The sequence below is a fragment of the Streptomyces sp. NPDC060205 genome, from assembly GCF_042728395.1.
Lineage (GTDB): Bacteria > Actinomycetota > Actinomycetes > Streptomycetales > Streptomycetaceae > Streptomyces.
In genome coordinates this window covers 1-22,465 of the sequence record NZ_JBHWZP010000151.1, presented here as the reverse complement: position 1 = coordinate 22,465, position 22,465 = coordinate 1, and the positions used below count along the sequence as shown (strand labels likewise).

The 22,465-nt window shown below is 71.1% G+C and carries 24 protein-coding genes and 3 tRNA genes; 5 read left to right on the top strand and 22 right to left on the bottom strand.

Annotated elements, in window-relative coordinates:
• Window positions 1-39: 39 nt before the first annotated feature.
• From ACFWGJ_RS24970 to ACFWGJ_RS24950, 5 genes are all read right to left on the bottom strand, one after another.
• Window positions 40-468 carry a MaoC family dehydratase gene (locus ACFWGJ_RS24970; RefSeq protein ID WP_387328436.1) on the bottom strand — a complete coding sequence of 143 codons (429 nt, stop codon included), beginning with the start codon at window positions 466-468 and terminating at the stop codon, window positions 40-42.
• A 4-nt stretch (window positions 469-472) separates the two neighbouring features.
• Window positions 473-925 carry a MaoC family dehydratase N-terminal domain-containing protein gene (locus ACFWGJ_RS24965; RefSeq protein WP_387328434.1) on the bottom strand — a complete coding sequence of 151 codons (453 nt, stop codon included), beginning with the start codon at window positions 923-925 and terminating at the stop codon, window positions 473-475.
• 99 nt (window positions 926-1,024) lie between these two features.
• Window positions 1,025-1,189, bottom strand: coding sequence for a 50S ribosomal protein L33 (gene rpmG, locus ACFWGJ_RS24960; RefSeq protein ID WP_007265873.1), 165 nt, complete (start codon window positions 1,187-1,189; stop codon window positions 1,025-1,027).
• Between the two features lie 91 nt (window positions 1,190-1,280).
• Window positions 1,281-1,353: transfer RNA gene (locus ACFWGJ_RS24955), tRNA-Met, on the bottom strand.
• Window positions 1,354-1,399: 46 nt separating this feature from the next.
• Window positions 1,400-1,472, bottom strand: a tRNA-Thr gene (locus ACFWGJ_RS24950).
• Between the two features lie 235 nt (window positions 1,473-1,707).
• Between ACFWGJ_RS24950 and ACFWGJ_RS24945 the strand changes: the two genes are divergently transcribed.
• A complete protein-coding gene (locus ACFWGJ_RS24945) occupies window positions 1,708-2,988 on the top strand; it encodes an amidohydrolase family protein (protein ID WP_387328431.1) in 1,281 nt (426 codons plus the stop codon).
• A 176-nt stretch (window positions 2,989-3,164) separates the two neighbouring features.
• On the opposite strand, the gene ACFWGJ_RS24940 is transcribed toward ACFWGJ_RS24945, so the two are convergent.
• A complete protein-coding gene (locus ACFWGJ_RS24940) occupies window positions 3,165-4,310 on the bottom strand; it encodes a hypothetical protein (RefSeq protein WP_387328429.1) in 1,146 nt (381 codons plus the stop codon).
• A gap of 56 nt (window positions 4,311-4,366) precedes the next feature.
• On the opposite strand from ACFWGJ_RS24940, the gene ACFWGJ_RS24935 reads away from it, so the two are divergent.
• Entirely contained in the window at window positions 4,367-5,023 is a 657-nt protein-coding gene (locus ACFWGJ_RS24935) for an NAD(P)H-binding protein (protein ID WP_387328427.1), read from the top strand.
• Between the two features lie 115 nt (window positions 5,024-5,138).
• Here ACFWGJ_RS24935 and ACFWGJ_RS24930 read toward each other — a convergent pair whose 3' ends face one another.
• Together ACFWGJ_RS24930 and ACFWGJ_RS24925 are read right to left on the bottom strand one after the other, a co-directional pair.
• A complete protein-coding gene (locus ACFWGJ_RS24930) occupies window positions 5,139-5,351 on the bottom strand; it encodes a hypothetical protein (protein WP_107020969.1) in 213 nt (70 codons plus the stop codon).
• A 169-nt stretch (window positions 5,352-5,520) separates the two neighbouring features.
• Window positions 5,521-5,602 (bottom strand) — tRNA-Tyr (locus ACFWGJ_RS24925).
• A 201-nt stretch (window positions 5,603-5,803) separates the two neighbouring features.
• On the opposite strand from ACFWGJ_RS24925, the gene ACFWGJ_RS24920 reads away from it, so the two are divergent.
• On the top strand, window positions 5,804-6,292 hold the full coding sequence (locus ACFWGJ_RS24920; RefSeq protein ID WP_099925456.1) for a YajQ family cyclic di-GMP-binding protein: 489 nt from the start codon (window positions 5,804-5,806) through the stop codon (window positions 6,290-6,292).
• A 103-nt stretch (window positions 6,293-6,395) separates the two neighbouring features.
• Here the strand turns inward: ACFWGJ_RS24920 and ACFWGJ_RS24915 are convergent, their stop codons facing one another.
• Window positions 6,396-6,662, bottom strand: coding sequence for a GlsB/YeaQ/YmgE family stress response membrane protein (locus ACFWGJ_RS24915; RefSeq protein WP_107020967.1), 267 nt, complete (start codon window positions 6,660-6,662; stop codon window positions 6,396-6,398).
• 180 nt (window positions 6,663-6,842) lie between these two features.
• Between ACFWGJ_RS24915 and ACFWGJ_RS24910 the strand changes: the two genes are divergently transcribed.
• Window positions 6,843-8,144 carry an APC family permease gene (locus ACFWGJ_RS24910; protein WP_387328422.1) on the top strand — a complete coding sequence of 434 codons (1,302 nt, stop codon included), beginning with the start codon at window positions 6,843-6,845 and terminating at the stop codon, window positions 8,142-8,144.
• 291 nt (window positions 8,145-8,435) lie between these two features.
• Here the strand turns inward: ACFWGJ_RS24910 and ACFWGJ_RS24905 are convergent, their stop codons facing one another.
• From ACFWGJ_RS24905 to ACFWGJ_RS24845, 13 genes are all read right to left on the bottom strand, one after another.
• The gene (locus ACFWGJ_RS24905) at window positions 8,436-9,002 is read right to left on the bottom strand and encodes an SMI1/KNR4 family protein (protein ID WP_387328420.1); all 567 of its coding nucleotides are present in this window, start codon (window positions 9,000-9,002) and stop codon (window positions 8,436-8,438) included.
• A gap of 173 nt (window positions 9,003-9,175) precedes the next feature.
• Window positions 9,176-9,574 carry a YccF domain-containing protein gene (locus ACFWGJ_RS24900; RefSeq protein WP_387328417.1) on the bottom strand — a complete coding sequence of 133 codons (399 nt, stop codon included), beginning with the start codon at window positions 9,572-9,574 and terminating at the stop codon, window positions 9,176-9,178.
• Window positions 9,571-10,434, bottom strand: a complete 864-nt coding sequence (htpX, locus tag ACFWGJ_RS24895) for a zinc metalloprotease HtpX (RefSeq protein ID WP_387328414.1) — start codon at window positions 10,432-10,434, stop codon at window positions 9,571-9,573. Before htpX ends, ACFWGJ_RS24900 begins: the two co-directional genes overlap by 4 nt.
• A gap of 240 nt (window positions 10,435-10,674) precedes the next feature.
• Entirely contained in the window at window positions 10,675-12,222 is a 1,548-nt protein-coding gene (locus ACFWGJ_RS24890; protein WP_387328411.1) for an NADH-quinone oxidoreductase subunit N, read from the bottom strand.
• Window positions 12,219-13,814, bottom strand: a complete 1,596-nt coding sequence (locus ACFWGJ_RS24885; protein WP_387328408.1) for an NADH-quinone oxidoreductase subunit M — start codon at window positions 13,812-13,814, stop codon at window positions 12,219-12,221. Before ACFWGJ_RS24885 ends, ACFWGJ_RS24890 begins: the two co-directional genes overlap by 4 nt.
• A gap of 6 nt (window positions 13,815-13,820) precedes the next feature.
• Window positions 13,821-15,815: an NADH-quinone oxidoreductase subunit L gene (locus tag ACFWGJ_RS24880; protein ID WP_387328405.1), complete on the bottom strand. Its 1,995-nt coding sequence runs from the start codon at window positions 15,813-15,815 to the stop codon at window positions 13,821-13,823.
• Window positions 15,812-16,225 carry an NADH-quinone oxidoreductase subunit NuoK gene (nuoK, locus tag ACFWGJ_RS24875; protein ID WP_387328402.1) on the bottom strand — a complete coding sequence of 138 codons (414 nt, stop codon included), beginning with the start codon at window positions 16,223-16,225 and terminating at the stop codon, window positions 15,812-15,814. Before nuoK ends, ACFWGJ_RS24880 begins: the two co-directional genes overlap by 4 nt.
• Entirely contained in the window at window positions 16,225-16,941 is a 717-nt protein-coding gene (locus ACFWGJ_RS24870; RefSeq protein ID WP_387328399.1) for an NADH-quinone oxidoreductase subunit J, read from the bottom strand. Before ACFWGJ_RS24870 ends, nuoK begins: the two co-directional genes overlap by 1 nt.
• Window positions 16,938-17,501 (bottom strand): NuoI/complex I 23 kDa subunit family protein, encoded by a 564-nt coding sequence (locus tag ACFWGJ_RS24865; RefSeq protein ID WP_387328396.1) that lies wholly within the window; start codon window positions 17,499-17,501, stop codon window positions 16,938-16,940. Before ACFWGJ_RS24865 ends, ACFWGJ_RS24870 begins: the two co-directional genes overlap by 4 nt.
• Window positions 17,502-17,503: 2 nt before the next feature.
• Window positions 17,504-18,472, bottom strand: coding sequence for an NADH-quinone oxidoreductase subunit H (locus tag ACFWGJ_RS24860; RefSeq protein ID WP_387328393.1), 969 nt, complete (start codon window positions 18,470-18,472; stop codon window positions 17,504-17,506).
• A complete protein-coding gene (locus tag ACFWGJ_RS24855) occupies window positions 18,469-19,584 on the bottom strand; it encodes an NADH-quinone oxidoreductase subunit C (RefSeq protein WP_387328390.1) in 1,116 nt (371 codons plus the stop codon). Before ACFWGJ_RS24855 ends, ACFWGJ_RS24860 begins: the two co-directional genes overlap by 4 nt.
• Window positions 19,581-20,285, bottom strand: coding sequence for an NADH-quinone oxidoreductase subunit B (locus ACFWGJ_RS24850; protein WP_387328387.1), 705 nt, complete (start codon window positions 20,283-20,285; stop codon window positions 19,581-19,583). The genes ACFWGJ_RS24855 and ACFWGJ_RS24850 overlap by 4 nt, the downstream gene beginning before the upstream one ends.
• Entirely contained in the window at window positions 20,276-20,725 is a 450-nt protein-coding gene (locus ACFWGJ_RS24845) for an NADH-quinone oxidoreductase subunit A (RefSeq protein WP_387328384.1), read from the bottom strand. The genes ACFWGJ_RS24850 and ACFWGJ_RS24845 overlap by 10 nt, the downstream gene beginning before the upstream one ends.
• A gap of 388 nt (window positions 20,726-21,113) precedes the next feature.
• Here ACFWGJ_RS24845 and ACFWGJ_RS24840 point away from each other — a divergent pair, with 388 nt between their 5' ends.
• Complete coding sequence (locus tag ACFWGJ_RS24840) at window positions 21,114-22,322, top strand: sensor histidine kinase (protein ID WP_387328381.1); 1,209 nt, start codon at window positions 21,114-21,116, stop codon at window positions 22,320-22,322.
• The last annotated feature ends 143 nt before the right edge of the window (window positions 22,323-22,465 follow it).

Sequence of the window (22,465 nt, the reverse complement as noted above, 5' to 3'; positions counted from 1 at the left end):
GCGATGGCGGGCGCCCCTTACTCGTACCCCTGCGGTCCGTCAGGCCAGGCGTACGACGGCCCGGGACATGCCCAGCACCTTCTGGCCCGCGCTCATCGCGACGAGGTCGACGCGGACGGTGTTGTCGTCGAGCTTGACGGCGACCTTGCCGCTGACCTCGATCGTGGCGCCCTCGTCGTCGTTCGGGACGACGACGGGCTTGGTGAAGCGGACGCCGTACTCGACGACCGCGCCCGGGTCGCCGACCCAGTCGGTGACGACCCGGATCGCCTCGGCCATGGTGAACATGCCGTGCGCGATGACGTCAGGGAGGCCGACCTCCTTGGCGAACTTCTCGTTCCAGTGGATCGGGTTGAAGTCCCCCGAGGCGCCCGCGTACTGCACGAGCATGGCGCGGGTCACTCCGAAGGTCTGGGCCGGCAGCTCGGTGCCGACCTCGACGTCGTCGTACGCGATCTTCGCGCTCATCGGTTCACGCCCCCTCGGCCGCACGGGACACGAGCTTGGTCCACGCGGTCACCACGTGCTCGCCGGACTCGTCGCGGACCTCGCCACGGATGTCCAGGATGTCGTTGCCCGCCATCGACTTGATCGCCTCGATCGTGGAGGTGACCGTGAGCCGGTCCCCCGCGCGCACCGGGCGGCGGTGGACGAACTTCTGGTCGCCGTGCACGACCCGGCTGTAGTCGAGACCCAGTTGCGGGTCCTGGACGACCTGCCCGGCGGCCTTGAAAGTGATCGCGAACACGAAGGTCGGCGGCGCGATCACATCGGGGTGACCGAGGGCCTTGGCCGCGTCCGGATCCGTGTAGGCGGGGTTCGGATCTCCCACCGCTTCCGCGAATTCACGGATCTTCTCCCGGCCGACCTCGTACGGGTCGGTGGGCGGGTAGGACCGCCCCACGAAGGACTGGTCGAGCGCCATCGGCTCGGCACCTCCTGGTTCGCACTGGTTCGCAGCTGGTGTTCAACGACGCGAGGCCGCCCCCCGATTACAGGGGACGGCCTCGTGAACGAGCCTTTTTTATCGCGTTTCGCGGTGCGCGGTGTGCGAGTTGCAACGCGGGCAGTGCTTCTTCATCTCCATGCGATCCGGGTTGTTACGCCGGTTCTTCTTGGTGATGTAGTTCCGCTCCTTGCACTCCACGCAGGCCAGCGTGATCTTCGGGCGGACGTCGGTGGCAGCCACGTGAGTGCTCCTTGACGGACGGATGGGACATGGATTAACGCATAGAAGAGTAACCGATCGAAGGACCGACCCCGCAATCGGCTACCGTCAGTAGCGGTGACCGGACTTGAACCGGTGACACAGCGATTATGAGCCGCTTGCTCTACCGACTGAGCTACACCGCTTTGATGTGATCAGTTCCCGTCTTTCGACGGGAACTTCCCACACCAGAGCCCCAATACGGAATCGAACCGTAGACCTTCTCCTTACCATGGAGACGCTCTACCGACTGAGCTATTGGGGCGAGCGATGAAGACATTACACGCTCGGCAGCCGATCGCCCAAATCCGTTTCGCGGCACCTGCCCGGGCCCGTTCCCGGGTCCTCACCGGCTGTTCCACCCGCCTCCGCGGCCCGGCGGACCACACCGGTACGACTATTCCGCTCCTCCTCGATGTGCGCCGATCGTCACCCTAGGCTCGACTCACGCTGCGTGATCTTGTGCCCCTCCCGCGCAGCCGCCGAGCACCGGGAGCGCGATGCCAGACAGCCAGCCGCAGCCGCACCACTCCTCGTCGGGCTCCTCGTCCTCGTCGGGCTCCTCCGGTTCCTCGGGCCCGTCCGGCCGGACCAACGGGTCCGACCTGCTGCTCTGCGGTGCGCGGCTCACCGACGGCCGGCTCGTGGACGTACGGCTGGCCGGCGGACGCATCGAGGCGGTCGGCACGGCGGGCAGCCTCACCGCCCACACCGCGCGCGTGGACCTCTCCGGACATCTGCTCCTGCCGGCCCCGGCCGAGCCCCACGCCCACGGCGACACGGCCCTGTCGGCCGACGGCGAGGGCCCGGTCTCGTACGAGGGCCAGGAGGTCCAGCGCCGTACGACCGAGGCCGCTCTCCTGCAGCTCGGGCACGGGGCGACCGCCGTCCGCTCGCACGTGCGCGTGGGCGACGTGCAGGGGCTGGGCTCGATGGCGGCGGTGCTCCAGGCGCGGCGCGCGCTGCGCGGGCTCGTCGAGCTGACGGTCGTGGCGATGCCCCGGGTGCTCACCGGACTCGCCGGGGCCGACGGACTGGCGATGCTGCGGGACGCGGTGAAGATGGGCGCCTCCGTAGTGGGCGGTTGTCCGGATCTGGACCCGGATCCCACGGGCTATGTGGAGGCGGTCCTGGAGGTCGCCTCGGAGCAGGGCTGCCCGGTCGATCTGCACACGGACGGTGACGATCCGGCGCGACTGGCACGCCTCGCGGCGATGGCGGGCGGGCTGCGGCCCGGAGTGACGCTCGGCCCCTGCGGAGGGCTGAGCCGGCTGCCCTCCGAGGTGGCCTCACGATCGGCCGACCAGCTCGCCGCGGCCGGTGTGACCGTCGTCTGCCTGCCCCAGGGCGGCTGTTCGGGCGTGGACCGCCGCGGCACGGCTCCGGTACGGCTGCTGCGCGCGGCCGGGGTACGGGTCGCGGCCGGGAGCGGCGCTCTGCGGGACCTGTCGAACCCCGTGGGCCGCGGAGACCCGCTGGAGGCGGCGTACCTGCTGGCCTCGCGCTACGGGCTGCGGTCCACCGATGCCTACGACGCGGTGAGTTCATCGGCGCGGGCGGTGCTGGGGCTGCCCGAGGTGCGCGTGGAGGCCGGCTTCCCGGCGGAACTGCTCGCGGTGCGCGGGGACCGGCTCGACGGCGCGCTGTCGCTGGCGTACAGCCGGATCGTGGTGCACCGGGGGCGTGTGGTGGCGCGGACGAGCGCGGTGCGGGAGTACTGCAGCTCGGCGGCGGCCGTGGCGCTGGATCTGCCGCGCCAGGGGCGTACGGGGCAGTCGTGAGCGGGTGCGGCGAGGCGGCGGGGCGTGGGTCGCGGGTCGCGGGTCTCGGTGAGATGCGCGGCACGCGCGCGTGGGTGCCGTCGACCTCCACGCGCGCGTGCGTTCGTCTGCTGTGTGGCTGATGCACTTGCCGGTGGTGCAGGTGCCGGTGGACGCGGCTGCGGGCGGACGGGGTGTCAGAAGCCGCCCAGCAGACCGCTGGTGAACGGGTTGCCCGGGCCGCCGAACTCCCCCGCCGGCAGTTTCGTGGCGCCGGACGGGGCGCTGATGTCCCCGGCCTCGCCGAACGTGACCACCAGCGGGACCTTGGCGCCCTTCGGGTCGTCCGCCAGGGTGGCGAGGTCGACGGAGACGCGGGTCAAGTCACCGTTCTTCAGTGAGAAGTCGACGGCGACCTTCTTGTCGGGAGCGTCCTTCAGGTCCTCGTCGGTGGGCAGTTCGGCGCCCGCCGGGAGTTCGCCGGCCAGCGGCCGCAGCTTGTCGAGGATGCCGGTGAGCAGGTCGCGGAACGAGGCCTTGGCGACGACCCGTTCGACGCCGTCGCTGCCTCCCTTGTCGCTGAAGGTGACCTCGCGGGCGACGACCGAGCGCACGGCCTTGAGGATCTTCTGCTGGGTCCTGCTGTCGATCTCGTCGCCGGGCTTGCCCTTGCCGTCCTCGCCGCCCTTGCCGGTGGCGTCCTTCGCGGCACGGTCGAGTTCGCGGTTGTCGACCTTGACCCACTTGCCCTCAAGTACCGGCCTGAGCTCCTTCTCGCTCTCGGGGAGCTCGTCGGCGGTCGGCAGGGGGAAGCCCATCGCCTCACCGAACGCCTTCATGTCGGCCCGGTAGTACGTGTAGTCGCCGACGAGGCGGTACTCGGCCAGCACACCGTCGGGTCCCGAGACCGACATCCCCGTACCGACGAGATCCTTCTCACCCGATGCGGCGAGCGGCTTGCGCGACTCGACCGACACCTTGATGCGTACTCCGGCGAACAGTTTCGCGAGCTCGGGCGGCATCTCCTCGCCGGGCTCCTCCTCCCCGGCCAGCTTCACGAGCGCCGAGGGCTTGGCGTCGAGCCCCAACTCGAAGGCGAGCGACTTCTTTTCGCCGAGCCCCTCGACGGCCCGGTCCACCTTCTGACCGGCGGTGAGATTCTCCACCGTGCCGCAGGCGGCCACTGCGCAGAGCAGGGCGGTGGTGCATCCGACGGCGGTGAGCGTCCTGCGTATGACAGGGCTCTTGCGGGCGGCGGGGCTCTTGCGTGTGGCGGTGATGACGGTCTCCTTATGACGCCTGACGGCGTCCCCTCGTACAGCGTGATCTCTCAAGAGACTCACGAGTTATCCACAGGGTTGTGCGGCGAGTGTCTCCATCCGGGCGTACGGTCGGAAACATGCGCATTGTTATCGCTGGAGGTCATGGTCAGATCGCGTTGCGGCTTGAGCGGCTGCTCTCCGCGCGCGGTGACGAGGTGGCGGGGATCATCCGCCGAGCCGAGCAGAGCGACGACCTGCGGGCGGCCGGCGCCGAGCCGGTGCTCTGCGATCTGGAGTCGGCTTCGGAGGAGGAGGTCGCCGCGCAGCTGCGGGGCGCGGACGCCGCGATCTTCGCGGCGGGCGCGGGTCCGGACAGCGGGGCGGCCCGCAAGGAGACCGTGGACCGGGGAGCCGCGGTGCTCTTCGCGGACGCGGCGGCCCGGGCCGGGGTACGACGCCATGTGGTCGTCTCCTCCATGGGCGCGGATCCGGAGCACCCCGGGGACGAGGTCTTCGACGCGTATCTGCGTGCCAAGGGCGAGGCCGACGCGTACGTACGCGCTCATCGCGGCCTGGACTGGACGATCCTGCGCCCCGGCATGCTGACGAACGACGCGGGCAAGGGCCTCGTCCGTCTGGAGGCCGCCACGGGCCGCGGACCCGTCCCGCGCGACGATGTCGCCGCGGTCCTCGCGGAGCTGGTGGACACCCCGGCGACCGCCGGCCTGACCCTGGAACTGATCAGCGGTTCCACGCCGGTGTCGGTGGCGGTCAAGTCGGTCGCGGGGAACTGACGGGAGGCGGTCCGAGGGGCGCGGCCCGGGGGTTCTCAGCGCGGCTCGGGGGTCCTCAGCGCGGCTCGGGGGTCCTCGGTGCAGCTTGGTGCGGCTTAGTGCGGCTCGTTTCGGCTCAGAAGAGCGGGAGCTGGCCGGGGAAGTCCGCCACGACGTATCCGTCCAGCGCCGGCTGGGAGGCCCCCAGCTCGGCCTGCCTGCGCGACCCGGGGCAGGACACGAGTTCCCCGCTCCCCCGCGCCCCCGCCGGGTCGTGCCGGGCGAACCGCCCGGCGACGACGGCGATCTCGCGACGGCACTCGGGGCAGATCCGGCGACGTGAGGACATGGGGTCAGGGTACGGAGCGAACGCGCGGCGCGGCTGCTGGGGCGCTCCGCGTTCCCGGGGCCCTGGGACGGGGCGCGCCGCCGACCGCCGGGCCCGGAGGGGCCCGTACACGAAGAAACCCTCTCTGAAATGCGTACTCGCATTTCAGAGAGGGTTTCTTCTCTCAGCGTGGCGGCGCCAGGATTCGAACCTGGGAAGGCTGAGCCGGCAGATTTACAGTCTGCTCCCTTTGGCCGCTCGGGCACACCGCCGGGGTTGCTGCCATTCGAACCGTCTTTCGGCGGCGCTCCGTGGCAACGACGTAAACGATACCCGATGCCCGGGGGTGCTTCGCCACTCGATTGATCGGTGCTCGGAGGGAAGGGGGTGGCTAGGCTTATGCGGATGCGGCCCGGGACCGAAGCGGGTTCGGCGGCCGCCACTACGCACCCCGATACAAGGAGCCACAGGACATGGCCGACTCCAGTTTCGACATCGTCTCGAAGGTCGAGCGGCAGGAGGTCGACAACGCCCTCAACCAGGCCGCCAAGGAGATCTCGCAGCGCTACGACTTCAAGAACGTGGGCGCCTCCATCTCCTGGTCCGGCGAGAAGATCCTCATGGAGGCGAACTCCGAGGAGCGGGTGAAGGCCATCCTCGACGTGTTCGAGACCAAGCTGGTCAAGCGCGGCATCTCGCTGAAGGCGCTGGACGCCGGTGAGCCGCAGCTCTCCGGCAAGGAGTACAAGATCTTCGCCTCGATCGAGGAAGGCATCTCCCAGGACAACGCGAAGAAGGTCGCGAAGATCATTCGCGACGAGGGCCCGAAGGGTGTGAAGGCGCAGGTGCAGGGCGACGAGCTGCGGGTCAGCTCGAAGAGCCGTGACGACCTCCAGGCCGTGCAGGCCCTGCTCAAGGGCAAGGACTTCGACTTCGCGCTGCAGTTCGTCAACTACCGGTGACGTACCGGCCGTTCCACGGACGCCGGCCGGGCGTACGAGAAAGGGTGGGCACCTCGGGTGCCCACCCTTCTCGCCTGCCGGCTGCGGCCTCGGGGGCGCGCACTCAGTCGCGCGAGTTGCCGAACAGGATGCGGTAGCCGATCAGCAGAACCAGCGCGCCGCCGATCGCGGCGGCCCAGGTGGCTCCGTCGTAGAAGCTCTTGGAGATCGGGTGGTCCAGCCAACGGGCTGATATCCAGCCGCCGATGAAGGCGCCCGCGACGCCGATCAGTGTCGTGCCGATGAAGCCGCCCGGATCGCGTCCCGGCAGCAGGAACTTGGCTATGGCTCCGGCCAGCAGCCCCAGAATGATCCAGCTGATGATGCCCATGCCGTGAACCTGCCCCTTCGTGCTGTACCTGTGCTGTGATCCTGCTCGCACAAGGCTGTGGTCATACCGCTCTCGGCAGTTTCTTGTCGTTCTGTGTCTCGCTCTTGTGTTCGCTCTCTGTTGCCGAGGAGGACGTCGGCGCGACGCCGGGCGGTTGCACCGATCAGTAGGGTGCGGTCCATGACACAGTCCGATCCCGCCCGGCCCGCTTCGTCCGGGGCCGCGGCCGGCGCCGGATCCGTGAGCGGCACGGCCGAGCTGCGGCGGACGCTCGGCCTCGGGGACGCCGTGGTCATCGGCCTCGGCTCGATGATCGGTGCGGGGATCTTCGCCGCGCTGGGGCCCGCGGCACGGGCCGCCGGGTCCGGGCTGCTCCTCGCGCTGGGGATCGCGGCCGTCGTCGCCTACTGCAACGCGACCGCTTCGGCACGCCTCGCCGCCCGGTATCCCGCGTCGGGCGGAACGTACGTGTACGGCCGCGAGCGGCTCGGCGAGTTCTGGGGACATCTGGCGGGCTGGTCGTTCGTCGTGGGCAAGACCTCCTCGTGCGCGGCGATGGCGCTCACCGTGGGCACGTACGTGTGGCCGGGGCAGGCGCACGCGGTGGCCGTCGGGGCGGTGGTGGCGCTGACCGCGGTGAACTACGGCGGTGTGCAGAAGTCCGCGTGGCTGACGCGGGTGATCGTCGCGGTGGTCCTCGCGGTCCTCGCCTGCGTCGTGGTCGTCTGTCTGACCTCGGGCGACTCCGATGCCGGGCGGATCGGCACGGGCGTCTCCGGGGGTGCCTCAGGGGTGCTCCAGGCGGCCGGACTGCTGTTCTTCGCCTTCGCCGGGTACGCGCGGATCGCGACCCTCGGCGAGGAGGTACGGGATCCGGCGCGCACCATTCCGCGCGCGATCCCGCTCGCTCTGGGTATCGCCCTGGTCGTGTACGCGGCCGTGGCGGTGGCTGTCCTCTCCGTGCTGGGGCCGACGGGGCTCGGGCGGGCGACGGCGCCGCTCGCCGACGCGGTGCGCGCCGCCGGTGCGCCGGGGCTCGTCCCGGTCGTACGGGTGGGTGCCGCGGTGGCGGCGCTCGGCTCCCTTCTCGCGCTGATCCTGGGGGTGTCGCGGACGACGCTGGCCATGGCCCGTGACCGGCATCTGCCGGGCGGGCTGGCCGCCGTGCATCCGCGCTTCCAGGTGCCGCACCGGGCGGAGCTCGCCGTCGGGGCGGTGGTCGCGGTGCTGGCCGCGACGGTGGATGTGCGGGGTGCGATCGGCTTCTCCTCCTTCGGGGTGCTGGTGTACTACGCGATCGCCAACGCCTCGGCGTGGACGCTGGATTCGGCGGCCGTGTCGCGGGCCCTGCCGGCGGTGGGCCTTGCGGGATGCCTGACGCTGGCTCTCGCCCTGCCGTGGGTGTCCGTGGCCGTGGGGGCCTGTGTGCTGGGGCTGGGAGCGGTTGTGTACGGGGTGCGGCGGGGGTTTCGCGCGCGTTGACGACCCGTGCGCGCGGTCGCCCTCACGGGCGGGGGCCCTCACGGGCGTGGGGGTATCGGGGGCCGGTGGGTGCGTGCGGGTCGGTGGGGGCTGGGTGCGCAGTTCCCCGCGCCCCTGAGGGGGAGGGGCCCTGGGCCGCTTCCGATCGTGCGGGTCGTCGTGGGTTGCTCGCGCCGTTCCCCGCGCCCCTGAGGGGGAGGGCCTGGGGCCGGTTCCGATCGTGCGGGTTGTCGTGGGGTGCTCGCGCCGTTCCCCGCGCCCCTTGCGGGGGCGGCGGGCTGGAGGCGTTCGCTATGACGCTTGTGCCGTTGTCGTCCGTGTGCGGAAGTCGGGCCAGGGGGTCAGGTCCGTGTCGTCGTTCAGTTCGTCGTACCAGCCGGTGCCCTGGAGCCAGGTGTCGAGCCAGGCCGTGAGGGTGGGCGCGTCCACGTACCAGGCGTGGTCGGCGTCGTCGGCGTTCGGCTCGAACAGGAGCACCGGGGCGTCCGGCGTACGGCAGTCCACGCACGCGTACATTCCGCAGCCCCAGTGCGATATCGGCAGGATGCCTTCCGGCCAGGGCCAGTCGGGGTCCTGGCGACCGCTCTCGCGGTGGGCGAGATACTGCGCGACAACCGCCGGCTCTCCCGAGGGCGGGCTGTCGAGCAGGGGCAGCAGACCGTACTCCGGGCCGAACCCTCCGTCCCCTATCCGCAGATAGAGCGCGGCGAGCAGCGGCGGGACGGAGAAGCCGAGGGCGGACTCGGCGCGCGCGAGCGTTGCGGCGTCCACGGGGTCGGGGAGCGAAGGCCAGCCCCACGGCCGCGAGTTCCGCGCCTCCGCGAGGACACGTACCAGCAACTGCTCGGTCTCGGTCATGTGTTCATGATGCAGCGCGCCACTGACATTCGGGCCGACCTGTGGACAACCCTCGAAAGCTCTCCAGGAAGCTCTCCCGGCCGAGGGTGCCACGGGGCCCGGATCTCGGCGTCCTCGGGGTCGGCGTCGTACACCGTCGAGGTGTACTTGGGCCTGCGCGCCCCGGCGCCGCCCTAGCGGACCGACGACGTGAAGGGCTGGTCCGTACGCACGATCTCGCGGCCCAGGGGGAACAGCGAGACCGGGATCAGCTTGAAGTTGGCGATGCCCAGCGGGATGCCGATGATCGTGACGCACTGGATGAGGCCCGTGACGATGTGCGCGAGGGCCAGCCACCAGCCGGCGAGGATCAGCCAGAGGATGTTGACGATGAAGGACGGCGCGCCCGCGTCGCGGCGCTCGACCGTCGTCCGGCCGAACGGCCACAGCGCGTAGGCACCGATACGGAAAGCGGCCACGCCGAACGGGATCCCGATGATCGTGATGCAGAGCAGCACGCCCGCGAGCAGGTAGCCGAGGAACAGCCAGAAGCCGCTCAGGACGAGCCAGATGATGTTGAGGATTGTCTTCACTGGTGGCGACCTGCCATCTGTTCGAGCCGGGCGATGCGCTCCGCCATGGGCGGGTGCGTTGAGAACATTTTGGACAGTCCCTGGCCCGGACGGAAGGGGTTGGCGATCATCATGTGGCTCGCCGTCTCGATACGCGGCTCCGGAGGCAGCGGCAGTTGCTTCGTGCCCGCCTCCAGCTTGCGCAGGGCGCTCGCGAGGGCCAGCGGGTCGCCGGTGAGCTGCGCGCCGGACGCGTCCGCCTCGTACTCCCTGGAGCGGCTGATGGCCAGCTGGATGACGGTCGCGGCGAGCGGGCCGAGGATCATGATCATCAGCATGCCGAGGAGGCCGGGGCCGTCGTCGTCGTTGGAGCGGCCGATCGGGATCAGCCAGGCGAAGTTGACCAGGAACATGATCACGGAGGCCAGTGCGCCGGCGACGGACGAGATGAGGATGTCGCGGTTGTAGACGTGGCTCAGTTCGTGGCCGATGACGCCGCGCAGCTCCCGCTCGTTCAGGATGCGCAGGATGCCCTCGGTGCAGCACACGGCGGCGTTGCGGGGGTTACGGCCCGTCGCGAACGCGTTCGGTGCTTCCGTCGGGGAGATGTACAGGCGCGGCATGGGCTGGCGGGCCTGTGTGGAGAGCTCGCGGACCATTCTGTAGAGCGCCGGGGCCTCGAATTCGCTCACCGGGCGCGCGCGCATCGCGCGTAGAGCCAGTTTGTCGCTGTTCCAGTACGCGTACGCGTTCGTCCCGATCGCGATGACCAGTGCGACGACGAGGCCCATACGCCCGAAGAAACTGCCGATGACGATGATGAGTGCGGACAGTCCCCCGAGGAGTACGGCGGTCCTGAGCCCGTTGTGCCGGCGGTGCACGGTACGCCCTCCAAATCGTGCGGCAGGGGAACCCTTGCTTGTCGATCTCTGACGTCACTGGTTCCGTGACTCCACGGTCCAGTGGACCCTCCCTCACTGGTCAACGCCAGGCGGGGAGCACTAGTTCCCTTGTGCGCCAGGGCTGGCGCGTCGGCTGTCCGGGTGACGTGCCGGCGGCCCCGCACGCGTGCGTGCGGGGCTGTGGGCCTTCACGCGTGCGTGAGAGGTGCGGGGACGGCGTCAGAAAAGGCCGGTGTCCGAGAAGCGGAGGATGAGCTGGGGTGCCCCGGAGAGCGCGACGCCCAGGACGGCGGTCAGGGCGATGGCCGCGGTGAGGGGGGCCGGGACGCGGTGCGACTCGGGCTCGCCCTCGGGGGCGCGGAACAGCAGGGTCGTCCACTGGAGGTAGTAGAAGAGCGCGATCACGACGTTGACGGCCATGACCACCGCGAGCCAGCCGAGTCCCGCCTCGACGGCCGCCGAGAAGACGGTGACCTTCGCGAAGAGGCCGATGATGCCCGGCGGCAGCCCGGCCAGGCAGAGCAGGAAGAAGCCCAGGACGAGCGCGGCGAGGGGGCGGGAGGCGTACAGGCCGCGGTAGTCGCTGAGCCGGTTCAGCGGCTTCGTGCGGGCCACCAGGGCGGCCACCGCGAAGGCTCCGAGGTTCACGGCGGCGTACATGAGGGCGTACGCGACGGTGGAGCCGACGGCCTTCCGGGCGTCCTCGGAGTACGCGGCGGCGGCGATCGGCACCAGGAGGTAGCCGGCCTGTCCCACGGAGGACCAGGCGAGGAGCCGTACCGCGCTGTACGCGCGCGTGGCCACTTGCCGCAGGGCGCCGACGTTGCCGATCGTCATGGTGAGTGCGGCGAGTGCGGCGAGTGCCGGGCCCCAGACGTCCGCGTACGACGGGAGGGCGATCACGGTGACGAGGATCAGGCCGGAAAAGCCGACCGCCTTGCCGACGACCGACAGGTAGGCGGCGACCGGGAGGGGGGCTCCTACGTAGGTGTCGGGTACCCAGAAGTGGAAGGGCACGGCGGCCGTCTTGAAGGCGAAGCCCACGAGGGTGAGGACGACGCCCGCCTGGGCGAGCGTGTGCAGTTGCGGGTCGACTTCCTCGATCCTGGTGGCGATCTGCGTGAGGTACAGGGTGCCGGTCGACGCGTAGACGAAGCTGACGCCCATGAGGCTGACGGCGGTCGCGGTGACCGAGGACAGGAAGAACTTCAGGGCCGCTTCGGAGGACTTCCGGTCACCGTGCTTGATGCCGACGAGGGCGAAGGCGGGCAGGGAGGCGACCTCCAGGGCGACGATCAGCGTGGCCAGGTCGCGCGAGGCGGGCAGCAGGGCGGCGCCGGCGGCCGAGGAGAGCAGCAGGAACCAGAACTCCCCTTCGGGGAGTGCCTTGTCGGTGTCTCCGCCGGCATCCTGGCCCGCGTCCTTCAGGGTGGTCATCGACAGGAGTGCCGCGAGGAGCGCGCCGCCGAGGACGAGGAACTGGATGACCAGCGTGAACCGGTCCGCCGTGTAACTGCACACGTCCGTGTCGCCCGCCAGGCAGAACGTGGAGCGGTCGCCGTCCAGGAGGGGCAGCAGGGCCAGCGCGGCGAGGGCGAGCCCCGCGACGGAGACCCAGCCGAGCAGGGCCTTCTTCCTGCCGTCCACGAAGAGGTCGGCGACGAGCACCGCGAGTGCGACGACCGCCGCGATGGTGGGCGGGGCGATCGCGAGCCAGTCGACGGACTGCACCAGGGACGCTGCCTGGTCCTGGGTCTGGGGGCTCATCGGGTGCCTCCTGAGAGGAGCTGCTGCACGGCCGGGTCGGTCAGGCCGAGGAGTGCCTTGGGCCAGAGCCCGGCGACGACGGTGAGGACGACGAGCGGGGTCCAGGCGGCGAACTCGTACGTCCGGACGTCGGCGAGCTCCGGACTCCCCTGCTCAGAGCGCTCCGCGTGCTGCGCGGTGTCGCCCATGCAGACCCGGCGGACCACGACGAGCATGTACGCGGCCGTGAGCAGGGTGCCGAACGCGGCGATCGCCATGAACGTCAGGAACGCGGGCCTGCTGAGACCGTCCGCGGGGTCGAACGCACCGAACAGCGCGAGCATCTCGCCCCAGAACCCGGCGAGGCCCGGCAGTCCGAGCGAGGCGACGGCGGCGAAGGCGAGCAGACCGCCCAGGCGCGGGGCACGGCCGTAGAGCGCGGCCCCGGTCGTCCGCGCCAGGCTGTCGAGGTCGGTCGTGCCCGTGCGGTCCTTGAGCGCGCCGACGAGGAAGAAGAGCAGGCCGGTGATGAGGCCGTGGGCGATGTTCGCGAACAGCGCGCCGTTCACGCCGGTCGGGGTCATCGACGCGATGCCGAGGAGTACGAAGCCCATGTGGCCGACCGAGGAGTACGCGATGAGGCGTTTGAGGTCGCCCTTCGCGCCCTGCTTGGCGAGCGCCAGGCAGGCCAGCGAGCCGTAGATGATCCCGACGACCGCGAAGGCCGCGAGATACGGGGCGAAGGTGCTCATGCCGTCGGGTGTGATCGGCAGCAGGATCCGGACGAACCCGTACGTGCCCATCTTCAGCAGGACTCCGGCCAGCAGGACCGAGCCGACGGTCGGGGCGGCGGTGTGCGCGTCCGGCAGCCAGCTGTGCAGCGGCCACATCGGCGTCTTGACCGCGAGCCCGATCCCGATCGCCAGAACGGCGATGACCTGCACCGATGTGGTCAGCGGGGGGTGATTGTCAGTGGCGAGTGCCACCATGTCGAAAGTGCCCGCCTTGATTCCGATCAGGAGCAGGCCCAGCAGCATGACCACGGAACCGAGCAGTGTGTAGAGGATGAACTTCCAGGCGGCCTGGGTTCGTTGCTCACCGCCCCAGCGGGCGATGAGGAAGTACATCGGGATGAGCACCATCTCGAACGCGAGGAAGAACAGAAGCAGGTCGAGGACGGCGAAGGTCGCGAGGGTGCCGGACTCCAGCACGAGGACGAGCGCCACGAATGCCTTCGGGGACGGGCCCGACGGCATCTTGAAGTAGGAGTACAGCGCGCACAGGAAGGTCAGCAGCGCGGTCAGCACGAGGAGGGGGAGGGAGATGCCGTCGATGCCGAGGTGGATCCGCACGTCGAGTGCGGGGATCCAGCTGATGTCCGTCGTGGCCTGCATCTTCGACGGATGGTCGTGGTCGAAGCCGAGCGTGAGGACGATCGCGGCGATGAGTACGGCGCCTGTGACGGTCGTGCCGTGCCGCAGCACGGCCTGCTCGGGCGACTTCCCCTTCAGCCCGGGCGGGGCCGGCAGGAGAGCGGCGGCGGCCCCGATGAGCGGGGCGACGACGATGAACGCCAGAAGAAACTGCATCACGGACTCGTTGATATCGATCACGCCTGCTCACGCTCCCGCGGTGGCGACGAGGAGGGCGGCGACCACCAGGACGACGGTGCCGGCGAGCAGCGCGCTCACATAGGTCTGCAGATTGCCGGTCTGGGCGCGACGGACGGCGGTGCCGAGCCAGCGGGGCAGGGCGCCCGCGCCGCGCACGTAGGTGTCGACGACCTCGCGGTCGAGGAAGCGGACGAGGGTGGCCGCGGCCTGGACCGGGCGGACGAAGAGCGCCGCGTACACCGCGTCCAGGTGGAAGCCGACGGCCGCGTGGCGGTGCAGCGGGCCGAGCAGCAGGCGGCCGGGATCCGCCGGGTCGGGCGCGGAGGCCACGTTGCCGTACGCGGGTGCGTGGCTGGCGATGGCCTCGGCCTCGACCAGTCCGGCGTCGGCGTCCGGGTGGGCGGCGACCGCGCCCAGCGGGACGCGGCCGGCCATGGCGGTGGTGTGCCGCCACGCGCCGTAGGTGACGATGCCGCCGACCAGGGCGACGCCCGTGCCGAGGACGGCCGTGGCGAGGGTCGGGGTGAGGTCCCGGCCGTCGAACCAGTCGGGGAGCACACCGGTGGCGAGTCCGAAAGCGAGTGACGGGAGGGCGAGCAGCCACAGCACGGAGTTCATGGCCACGGGCTGCTTGCCGTGGTCGGGGGCCTCGGTGCCGTGGCCGTGGAAGGCGAGCAGCCACAGACGCATCGCGTAGGCGGCGGTGAGCAGGGCCGTCACCAGGCCGGAGACGAGGACGATCCAGCCCGCCGCTCCGGGGACGCTCTCGGCGTGGCCGACGGCGGCGTGCTCGGCGGCCCCGAGGACGGACTCCTTGGAGAAGAAGCCGCTGAAGGGCGGGATCGCGGCGAGCGCGAGGAGCGCCACGGTCATCGTCCAGTAGGCGTCGGGGACGCGGGCGCGCAGGTCCTTCATGCGGGACATGGCGGCCAGCGAGTTGGTGCCGGCGGCGTGGATGATCACGCCGGCCGCAAGGAACAGCAGCGCCTTGAAGGCGCCGTGGGCGAGGAGGTGGAAGACGGCGGCACCGCGGTCGCCGACGGCGAGGGCGCCGGTCATGTAGCCGAGCTGGCCGATCGTCGAGTAGGCGAGGACACGCTTGATGTCGTCCTGGGCGAGCGCGGCGAGGGCCGAGCCGGCCATCGTCACGGCGGCCATCACGGCGAGGACGACCAGTGCGGCCGCGGAGGCGGCGAAGACCGGGAGGAGCCGGGCGATGAAGTAGACACCGGCGGCGACCATCGTCGCGGCGTGGATCAGCGCGGAGACGGGTGTGGGGCCCGCCATCGCGTCGGGGAGCCAGGTGTGGAGCGGGAACTGCGCCGACTTGCCCGCCACACCGGCGAGGAGCAGCAGGGCGATCAGCGTGGGGTGGTCGAGTCCGCCGCTCGCGACGCTGCCGAGGATCCTCGTGATGCGGAACGACCCGGTGTCGGCGGCGAGCGCGAACAGACCGATCAGGAAGGGGACGTCGCCGAGTTTGGTGACCAGGAAGGCCTTGATGGAGGCGGCGCGTGCCTCCGGGGTCTCCCAGTAGTGGCCCACCAGGAAGTACGAGCAGATGCCCATGATCTCCCAGCCGACCAGCAGCACCATCAGGTCGCCGGAGTAGACGACGAGCAGCATGGCGGAGGTGAAGAGGGAGACGAGAGCGGCGTACGAGGTGTAGCGCGGGTCGTGGCGCAGGTAGCCCGTCGAGTAGATCTGCACGCAGGTCGCGACCAGGCCGACGAGGATCGCGACGAGGGCGGCGAAGCCGTCGATGTGCAGGGCGAGTTCGACGGGGACGGAACCGGTCGGGGTGAGCTCGGTCGCCGCGTCCACGGCCTGTCCGCCGCCCTGGCGTACGGCGACGACCACGGCGAGTGCGAGGGCGGCGACGGAGGGCAGGACGGCGAGGGGACGGGCGAAGCCGGGGGCCGTACGGCCCAGGAGCAGGCCGGCCACGGCGCCCAGGAACGGAAGGAGGGGGACGAGGACGGCGAGGGTGGTCGTGGTCACGCGGTGGCCTCAGCCTTCTCGGCCGGTTCGCTCCGGGCGGACCCGGAGCCGTCGGAGTGGTCGGAGTCGTCGTCGGGAGCGCCGTCATCGCCGGGCTCGGCGGTGTCGCGGAGCCTGTCGATGTCCGCGGTGCCGCGGTTGCGGTGCACGGCGAGGACGATCGCGAGGCCGATGCCGATCTCGGCGGCGGCGATGGCGATGGTGAACAGGGTCAGGGCCTGGCCGGAGTGCAGGGTGTCCCGGGCGGTCTTGCTGAGCCAGACGTCGAAGGCGACGAGGTTGAGGTTGACGGCGTTGAGCATCAGCTCGACGGACATCAGGACCAGGATCGCGTTGCGGCGGGCGAGGACTCCGTAGAGGCCGGTGGAGAAGAGGAGGGCGGAGAGTACGGCCGGGTAGGCGAGGTGCATCAGCGGGCGCCTTCCTTGTCGCTGTCACTCCGGGTGGCGGCGCTTCGGGTGGCGGCACTCCGTGTGGCGTCCGTCCGCGGGCTCGGAGGGCGCAGAGGGCTCGCGGTGGCGGCTCCTCCGGCCGTCGTCTCCCGCTCCTTCGCCTTCGCCCTGCGGGAGAGGACGATCGCGCCCACCAGCGCGGCGAGCAGCAGGACCGAGAGGGCCTCGAAGGGGAGCACCCAGCTCTGGAAGAGGCTCGCGCCGGTGACCGCGGTGGAGCCGGCGGCGGCCCCGTCCAGGTCGATCCATGTCGTCCGGAAGGCGTCGACGACCACCCAGACGAGGGCGGCGGCCGCGGCGAGCGCGACGGCGAGGGCGGCCCAGCGGTTGCCGGAGTCGGCGTCCGGGGAGCGGCCGATGGGCGCCCTGGTGAGCATCAGACCGAAGAGGAGGAGGACGACGACGGAACCGACGTAGATGAGGACCTGCACCCAGGCGATGAACTCGGCCGTGAGGAGGAGGTACTCGACGGCGAGGCCACCGAGGGCGACGACCAGCCACAGGGCGGCGTGCACCAGTTGCTTCGTGGTGACCGTGACGACGGCGGCGCCGAAGGTGACCAGGCCGACGAGGAGGAAAGCGATCTCGACACCGGTCGGGGAGAGGAAGCCGTGGGTCTCGGCGGCGGTCGTCGTGGCCTGCGCCGCCGAGACGGTGGCCGCGGCGGGAGTCACGATGCGCCTCCCTGGGCCTCGGCCTGGGCCTGCGCCTGGGTCGCGGCGAGCTTCTCGGCGGTCTTGCGGGCGGCGGCGATCTCCTTGGGTTCCTCGGCGCCGGGGTCGAGGGCCGGCGGGGCCGGGACGGTCCACATCCAGTCGCGGAGCTTGTCGCGTTCGTGGGTGAGTTCGTGGATGTCGGTCTCGGCGTACTCGAACTCGGGGGACCAGAAGAGGGCGTCGAAGGGGCAGACCTCGATGCAGATACCGCAGTACATGCAGAGAGAGAAGTCGATGGCGAAGCGGTCGAGGACGTTGCGGCTGCGCTCGCGGCCACCGGGAGCGGCGGCCGGGACCGTCTCCTTGTGGGAGTCGATGTAGATGCACCAGTCCGGGCACTCGCGGGCGCACAGCATGCAGACCGTGCAGTTCTCCTCGAAGAGCCCGATGACGCCGCGGGTGCGGGGCGGGAGTTCGGGCTGGGCGTCGGGGTACTGCGCGGTGACGGTCTTCTTCGTCATCGTGCGCAGGGTGACGGCCAGGCCCTTGGCCAGGCCGGAGCCGGGAAAGGGGGACATGGTTACGCGATCACCACCTTGACGACGCCGGTGAGGGCGATCTGGGCGAGGGAGAGGGGGACGAGGAGGGTCCAGGCGAGTTTCTGGAGCTGGTCCTCGCGCAGGCGCGGGTAGGTGACGCGCAGCCAGATGACGACGAAGGCGAGGACGGCCGCCTTCAGCAGGGTCCAGACCCAGCCGAGGCCGTCGGCGCCCCACGGGCCGTGCCAGCCGCCCAGGAAGAGCACGGTGGTCAGGCCGCACAGGACGACGATTCCGGCGTACTCGGCGAGGAGGAACAGAGCGAAGCGCAGACCGGTGTACTCGGTGTAGGCGCCGAAGATGATCTCCGAGTCGGCGACCGGCATGTCGAAGGGCGGGCGCTGGAGTTCGGCGAGGCCCGCCACGAAGAAGACGATCGCGCCGACGATCTGCCAGGGCAGCCACCACCACTCGAAGGCGTCGACGATGCCGGGGAGCGAGACCGTGCCGGCCGCCATGGCGACCGAGGCGGCGGTCAGCAGCATGGGGAGTTCGTACGCGAGGAGCTGGGCGGCGGTGCGCAGACCGCCGAGGAGGGAGAACTTGTTGGCCGAGGCCCAGCCCGCCATGAGCGAGCCGAGGACGCTGACGCCCATCACGGCGAGGACGAAGAAGACGCCCGCGTCGACGACCTCGCCGACCGCGCCCTCGCCCGGGCCGATCGGGATGACGAGGAGGACCATGAGATACGGCAGGAGCGCCACGGCGGGGGCGAGCTGGAAGACCCGGCGGTCCGCGTCGGCCGGGACCACGTCTTCCTTCTGGGCGAACTTCACGCCGTCCGCGACGAGTTGGGCCCAGCCGTGGAAGCCGCCCGCGTACATGGGGCCGAGGCGGCCCTGCATATGGGCCATCACCTTGTGCTCGGCCTGACCCACGATCAGGGGGAACGTCAGGAACACGACGAAGACGACGAGGAGTCGCAGGGCGACGTCGAGCGCGTCGTTCACTGCGCGCCTCCTGTGGGGCTTTCGGGATCGTCGGGGCGGTCGGGGCCGTCAGCCGCGTCAGGTTCAGGTTGGGGTTCGGGTTCTGGTTCTGGTTCTGGTTCCGGTTCGGGCGAAGGCTTGCCGGACGGTGGCTTCGCCGGTGGCGCGGGCTCGTCGAAAGCCGGGCGGGCCTGATGCCACGGCGCATCCGAACCGCGCGGCGCTGCGGGCGCCTTCGGCTCGACGGGCACGTTCGGCTCGGCGGACGCCTTCGGCTCGGCGGGCACGTTCGGCTCGGTCGGAGTCGTCGGCTCGACCGGCGCCGTGGGCGCAGGCGTGGACGCAGACGCAGGTGTGGCCGAAGCCGTCGCGGGCGGTGGCGTCGTCGTCTGGCTCGCCGAGCCGCCGGCCGCCGTGCGGGTCCGCCGGGGTGGGCGCTCGCCGCCGCCGGCGGGCGCGCCCGCCGCTCCCCTCGCACCCGCCGCGCGGCCCGCGCCACGGGCCGGGCGGGCGGGGGCCGGCGGGAGCTGGCCCTTGAGGGGACCCCATTCGTTCGGGTCGGGGACTCCCGGCGGAAGCATCTGGCGGCGTTTGGGGCCGCCGTGCTCCGACTCCCCCGGCTCCTTCGCGCCCGGCCAGGCCTTCGCCACCCGGGCCGCCAGGACGAAGTCCTTGCGCAGAGGGTGACCCTCGAAGCCCTCGGGCAGCAGGAGCGGGTCCAGGCCGGGGTGGCCCTCGAAGGTGACGCCGAACATCTCGTGGGTCTCGCGTTCGTGCCAGGCGGCGCCCGCGTAGACCTCGACGGCGGAGGGCAGGACGGGTGCGGAGTGCGGGACCGTCGTGCGGACGAGGAGACGGCGTACGGGGGCCAGTGCCACGACATGGGCCGAGACGCGGAAGCCTCCGGCCGGTTCCGTGCCGGGCTCCGGGCCCGGTTCCGTGCCGGGTTCGTCCACGGCGCTCAGCCAGTCGAAGTAGGTGCAGCCCAGGGCGTCACGCGCGCTCTCCAGGGAGGCGAGCCAGGACGCCGGGGGCACGTCGACCGTCAGCAGTCCGTACGACTCCTCGGCTGTGGCGTCCGGGCCGAAGAGTTCCGTCACGGGAGCGGGGAGCCATCCGGTCGTCCCGGTCATCGGGCGTCCTCCGCAGCCCCAGCCGAACCCGAAGCCGGGGTCGAAGCCGAAGCCGGGGTCGAAGCCGGAGCCGGCGGCTGGACGAGGCCGCTCTGGAGCGCGGCCACGGAGGGGCGGGCGGCGCCCGAGGACGCGTACCGCTCCCCCAGGGATTCCCGGGCGATCTTCTCCTGGAGTTTGAGGATGCCCTGGAGCAGCGCCTCCGGGCGGGGCGGGCAGCCCGGTACGTACACGTCGACGGGGATGATCTGGTCGACGCCCTTCGTGACGGAGTACGAGTCCCAGTACGGGCCGCCGCAGTTCGAGCAGGCGCCGAAGGAGATGACGTACTTCGGCTCGGGCATCTGCTCGTACAGGCGCTTCACGGCCGGGGCCATCTTGTCCGTGACCGTGCCGGAGACCACCATCAGGTCGGCCTGGCGCGGGCCCGGGGCGAACGGGATGACGCCGAGGCGGATGAAGTCGTGCCGTGCCATCGACGCCGCGATGAACTCGATCGCGCAGCAGGCGAGCCCGAAGTTGAAGACCCAGAGCGAGTAGCGGCGGCCCCAGTTCAGGACCACCTTCATCGGTTCGGGGGCCAGCCGGGCGAGCGCGCCCAGCCGCTTCGGCTCCGGCAGCAGCACCGGCTCGGGAACCGACGGGGCCGGGGCGGCCGGGGTCGTCGACGGGGTCGAGGCGGCCGTGGGGGTCACGTCCATGTGAGGACGCCCTTCTTGTATGCGTACAGCAGACCGACGGCCAGGAAGCCGAGGAAGAGGAACATCTCCACGAGCGTCGCCGCGCCGTAGCCGGGCGCGGCGAAGACCGTCGCCCAGGGGAAGAGGAAGATCGAGTCGACGGCGAAGATCACGTACAGGAACGCGTAGACGTAGTAGCGGACCTGGGTGTGGGCCCAGCCCTCGCCGACGGGGTCGACCCCGCACTCGTACGTCATGAGCTTCTCGGGGGTCGGGACGACGGGCCGCAGCAGGCGGCCCGCTCCGAAGGCGACGGCGACGAACAGCACGCCGACCACGGCGAGCAGTCCGACGACCGAGTAGGACTGGAAGTAGTCCGCGGCGAGAGAGGTACCGGTGGCCGCGGTACCGGCTCCGGTACCCGTGGTTCCGGTCGCCGCGACCATGGTCGGTTCCGGCACGTCCGCCCCTCGCTCCCTGGCCTGGATGACCTCGTGTGACCTGGTGTGATCCCGTGCGACAAGCCCGTACGAGTACGCGCAACCGGCCCGTACGGGTACGCGCGACGGGCCCGTACGGGTACGCGCTGCGAGCCCGCGCGGGTCCGTGGGACCACGCGTGCGCCTGCGTGCGCGCCGTGCGGTGCGCCGCGTTCGACGATCTGTACGCACCGGAGTCTAGGGCCTGCTAAAGAGACCGTAAGCAGCCCGTCACGGTTAGGCATGGTGCGGTTGTGTTCCCGGGCCGCGGTCGAAGCGGGCTGGAGCCGCCGATGGTGGGGTTTTCCCCCGGAGACGGAGGCGGCCCACCTCATGGCGCCGCGGGCCGCGGTTCGGCAAGGTGGCGCCTATGACCGAACGCATTCCGGCCGTCGACACCCTTGGCATCGGCCCCGACAGGCCGCCACCGCCGCGCTTCGCCTACGACCGGCACACCTGGAAGGAGATCGCGCATCTCCTGGCAAACCTGCCGTCGTCCCTCGTCGGCTTCACCTATGTCGTCACCGTGCTGTTCCTGGGAGCCGGGCTGACGGTGACGGTGATCGGGCTGCCGGTGCTGGCGTTCGGGCTGCTGGGCGCCCGCCAGCTGGGGAAGTTCGAGCGGTTGCGGGCCAGGGGCCTGCTCGGGGTGCGGGTGGACGAGCCGAGCCCGTTGCCGTTCCGCGGGCGGGGCGGGTTCTTCGGCTGGCTGTGGATGGCGCTGAAGGATCCCGTCGGCTGGCGGACGGTGCTCTACGAGCTGATGCGGCTGCCGTGGAGCATCATCACCTTCACCCTCATGCTGACGTCGTTGTTCGTGCTGTGGCCGGTGCTGCCGTTCCTCGCGCGCGGCCTCGCCAACGCCGACCGGGCCATGGTGCGCGCCCTGCTGTCGCCCTCCGACGAGCTGGAACAGCGGATCGCCGAGCTGGAGTCGGACCGCGGGGTGGTCGTCGACACGGCCGCGGCCGACCTGCGGCGCATCGAGCGGGACCTCCACGACGGGGCGCAGGCCCGGCTGGTGAACCTCGCGATGGGGCTCGGTCTGGCGAAGGAGAAGCTCCTGGAGGGTCAGGCGGACGAGACCGTCGCGGCCATGGTCGACGAGGCGCACGGCGAGGTGAAACTGGCGTTGCAGGAACTGCGGGACCTGGCCCGCGGGATCCACCCGGCGGTCCTCACCGACCGCGGTCTGGACGCGGCGCTGTCCTCGGTCGGCGCCCGCTGCACGGTGCCGGTGAAGGTGACGGCCGATCTGCCGGCCCGCCCGGCCGCGGCCATCGAGGGCATCGCGTACTTCACCGTCTCCGAGCTCCTGCAGAACGTCAGCAAGCACAGCGGGGCGCGGTCCGCCTCGGTCGACGTGTGGCGTTCGGAGAACCGCCTGCTCATACAGGTCCGGGACGACGGCCGCGGGGGCGCCTCCCTCGACGGCGGTACGGGGATGGCGGGGCTCGCGGACCGGCTCGGCGCGGTGGACGGGCTGTTCGTCATCGACTCGCCGGACGGCGGACCGACGACGATCACGGCGGAGCTGCCCTGGCGCGACCGGACGGAGGGCACCGGAGCGAAGCCCTGACCTCGGCCTACCCACGCCGGACTTCCCTCACGACTTCCCTAACGACTTCCCTCATGGCTTCCCTCATGAGAGGCGACGCCGCCCCCCGGTGGCAGACCCCCGCGCCGCAGTACGCCGACCACGCCCTCAGGGTGGCCCGGCGC

Coding starts and splice junctions, on each gene's coding strand:
- ACFWGJ_RS24935 (WP_387328427.1), top strand. CDS start 4,367: ATGCGCATTGTTATCGCTGGAGGTCATGGTCAGATCGCGTTGCGGCTT.
- ACFWGJ_RS24945 (WP_387328431.1), top strand. CDS start 1,708: ATGCCAGACAGCCAGCCGCAGCCGCACCACTCCTCGTCGGGCTCCTCG.
- nuoK (WP_387328402.1), bottom strand. CDS start 16,225: ATGCACCTCGCCTACCCGGCCGTACTCTCCGCCCTCCTCTTCTCCACC.
- ACFWGJ_RS24965 (WP_387328434.1), bottom strand. CDS start 925: ATGGCGCTCGACCAGTCCTTCGTGGGGCGGTCCTACCCGCCCACCGAC.
- ACFWGJ_RS24840 (WP_387328381.1), top strand. CDS start 21,114: ATGACCGAACGCATTCCGGCCGTCGACACCCTTGGCATCGGCCCCGAC.
- ACFWGJ_RS24970 (WP_387328436.1), bottom strand. CDS start 468: ATGAGCGCGAAGATCGCGTACGACGACGTCGAGGTCGGCACCGAGCTG.
- ACFWGJ_RS24930 (WP_107020969.1), bottom strand. CDS start 5,351: ATGTCCTCACGTCGCCGGATCTGCCCCGAGTGCCGTCGCGAGATCGCC.
- ACFWGJ_RS24890 (WP_387328411.1), bottom strand. CDS start 12,222: ATGAGCCCCCAGACCCAGGACCAGGCAGCGTCCCTGGTGCAGTCCGTC.
- ACFWGJ_RS24920 (WP_099925456.1), top strand. CDS start 5,804: ATGGCCGACTCCAGTTTCGACATCGTCTCGAAGGTCGAGCGGCAGGAG.
- ACFWGJ_RS24850 (WP_387328387.1), bottom strand. CDS start 20,285: ATGGACGTGACCCCCACGGCCGCCTCGACCCCGTCGACGACCCCGGCC.
- ACFWGJ_RS24915 (WP_107020967.1), bottom strand. CDS start 6,662: ATGGGCATCATCAGCTGGATCATTCTGGGGCTGCTGGCCGGAGCCATA.
- ACFWGJ_RS24865 (WP_387328396.1), bottom strand. CDS start 17,501: ATGTCCCCCTTTCCCGGCTCCGGCCTGGCCAAGGGCCTGGCCGTCACC.
- ACFWGJ_RS24855 (WP_387328390.1), bottom strand. CDS start 19,584: ATGACCGGGACGACCGGATGGCTCCCCGCTCCCGTGACGGAACTCTTC.
- ACFWGJ_RS24910 (WP_387328422.1), top strand. CDS start 6,843: ATGACACAGTCCGATCCCGCCCGGCCCGCTTCGTCCGGGGCCGCGGCC.
- ACFWGJ_RS24905 (WP_387328420.1), bottom strand. CDS start 9,002: ATGACCGAGACCGAGCAGTTGCTGGTACGTGTCCTCGCGGAGGCGCGG.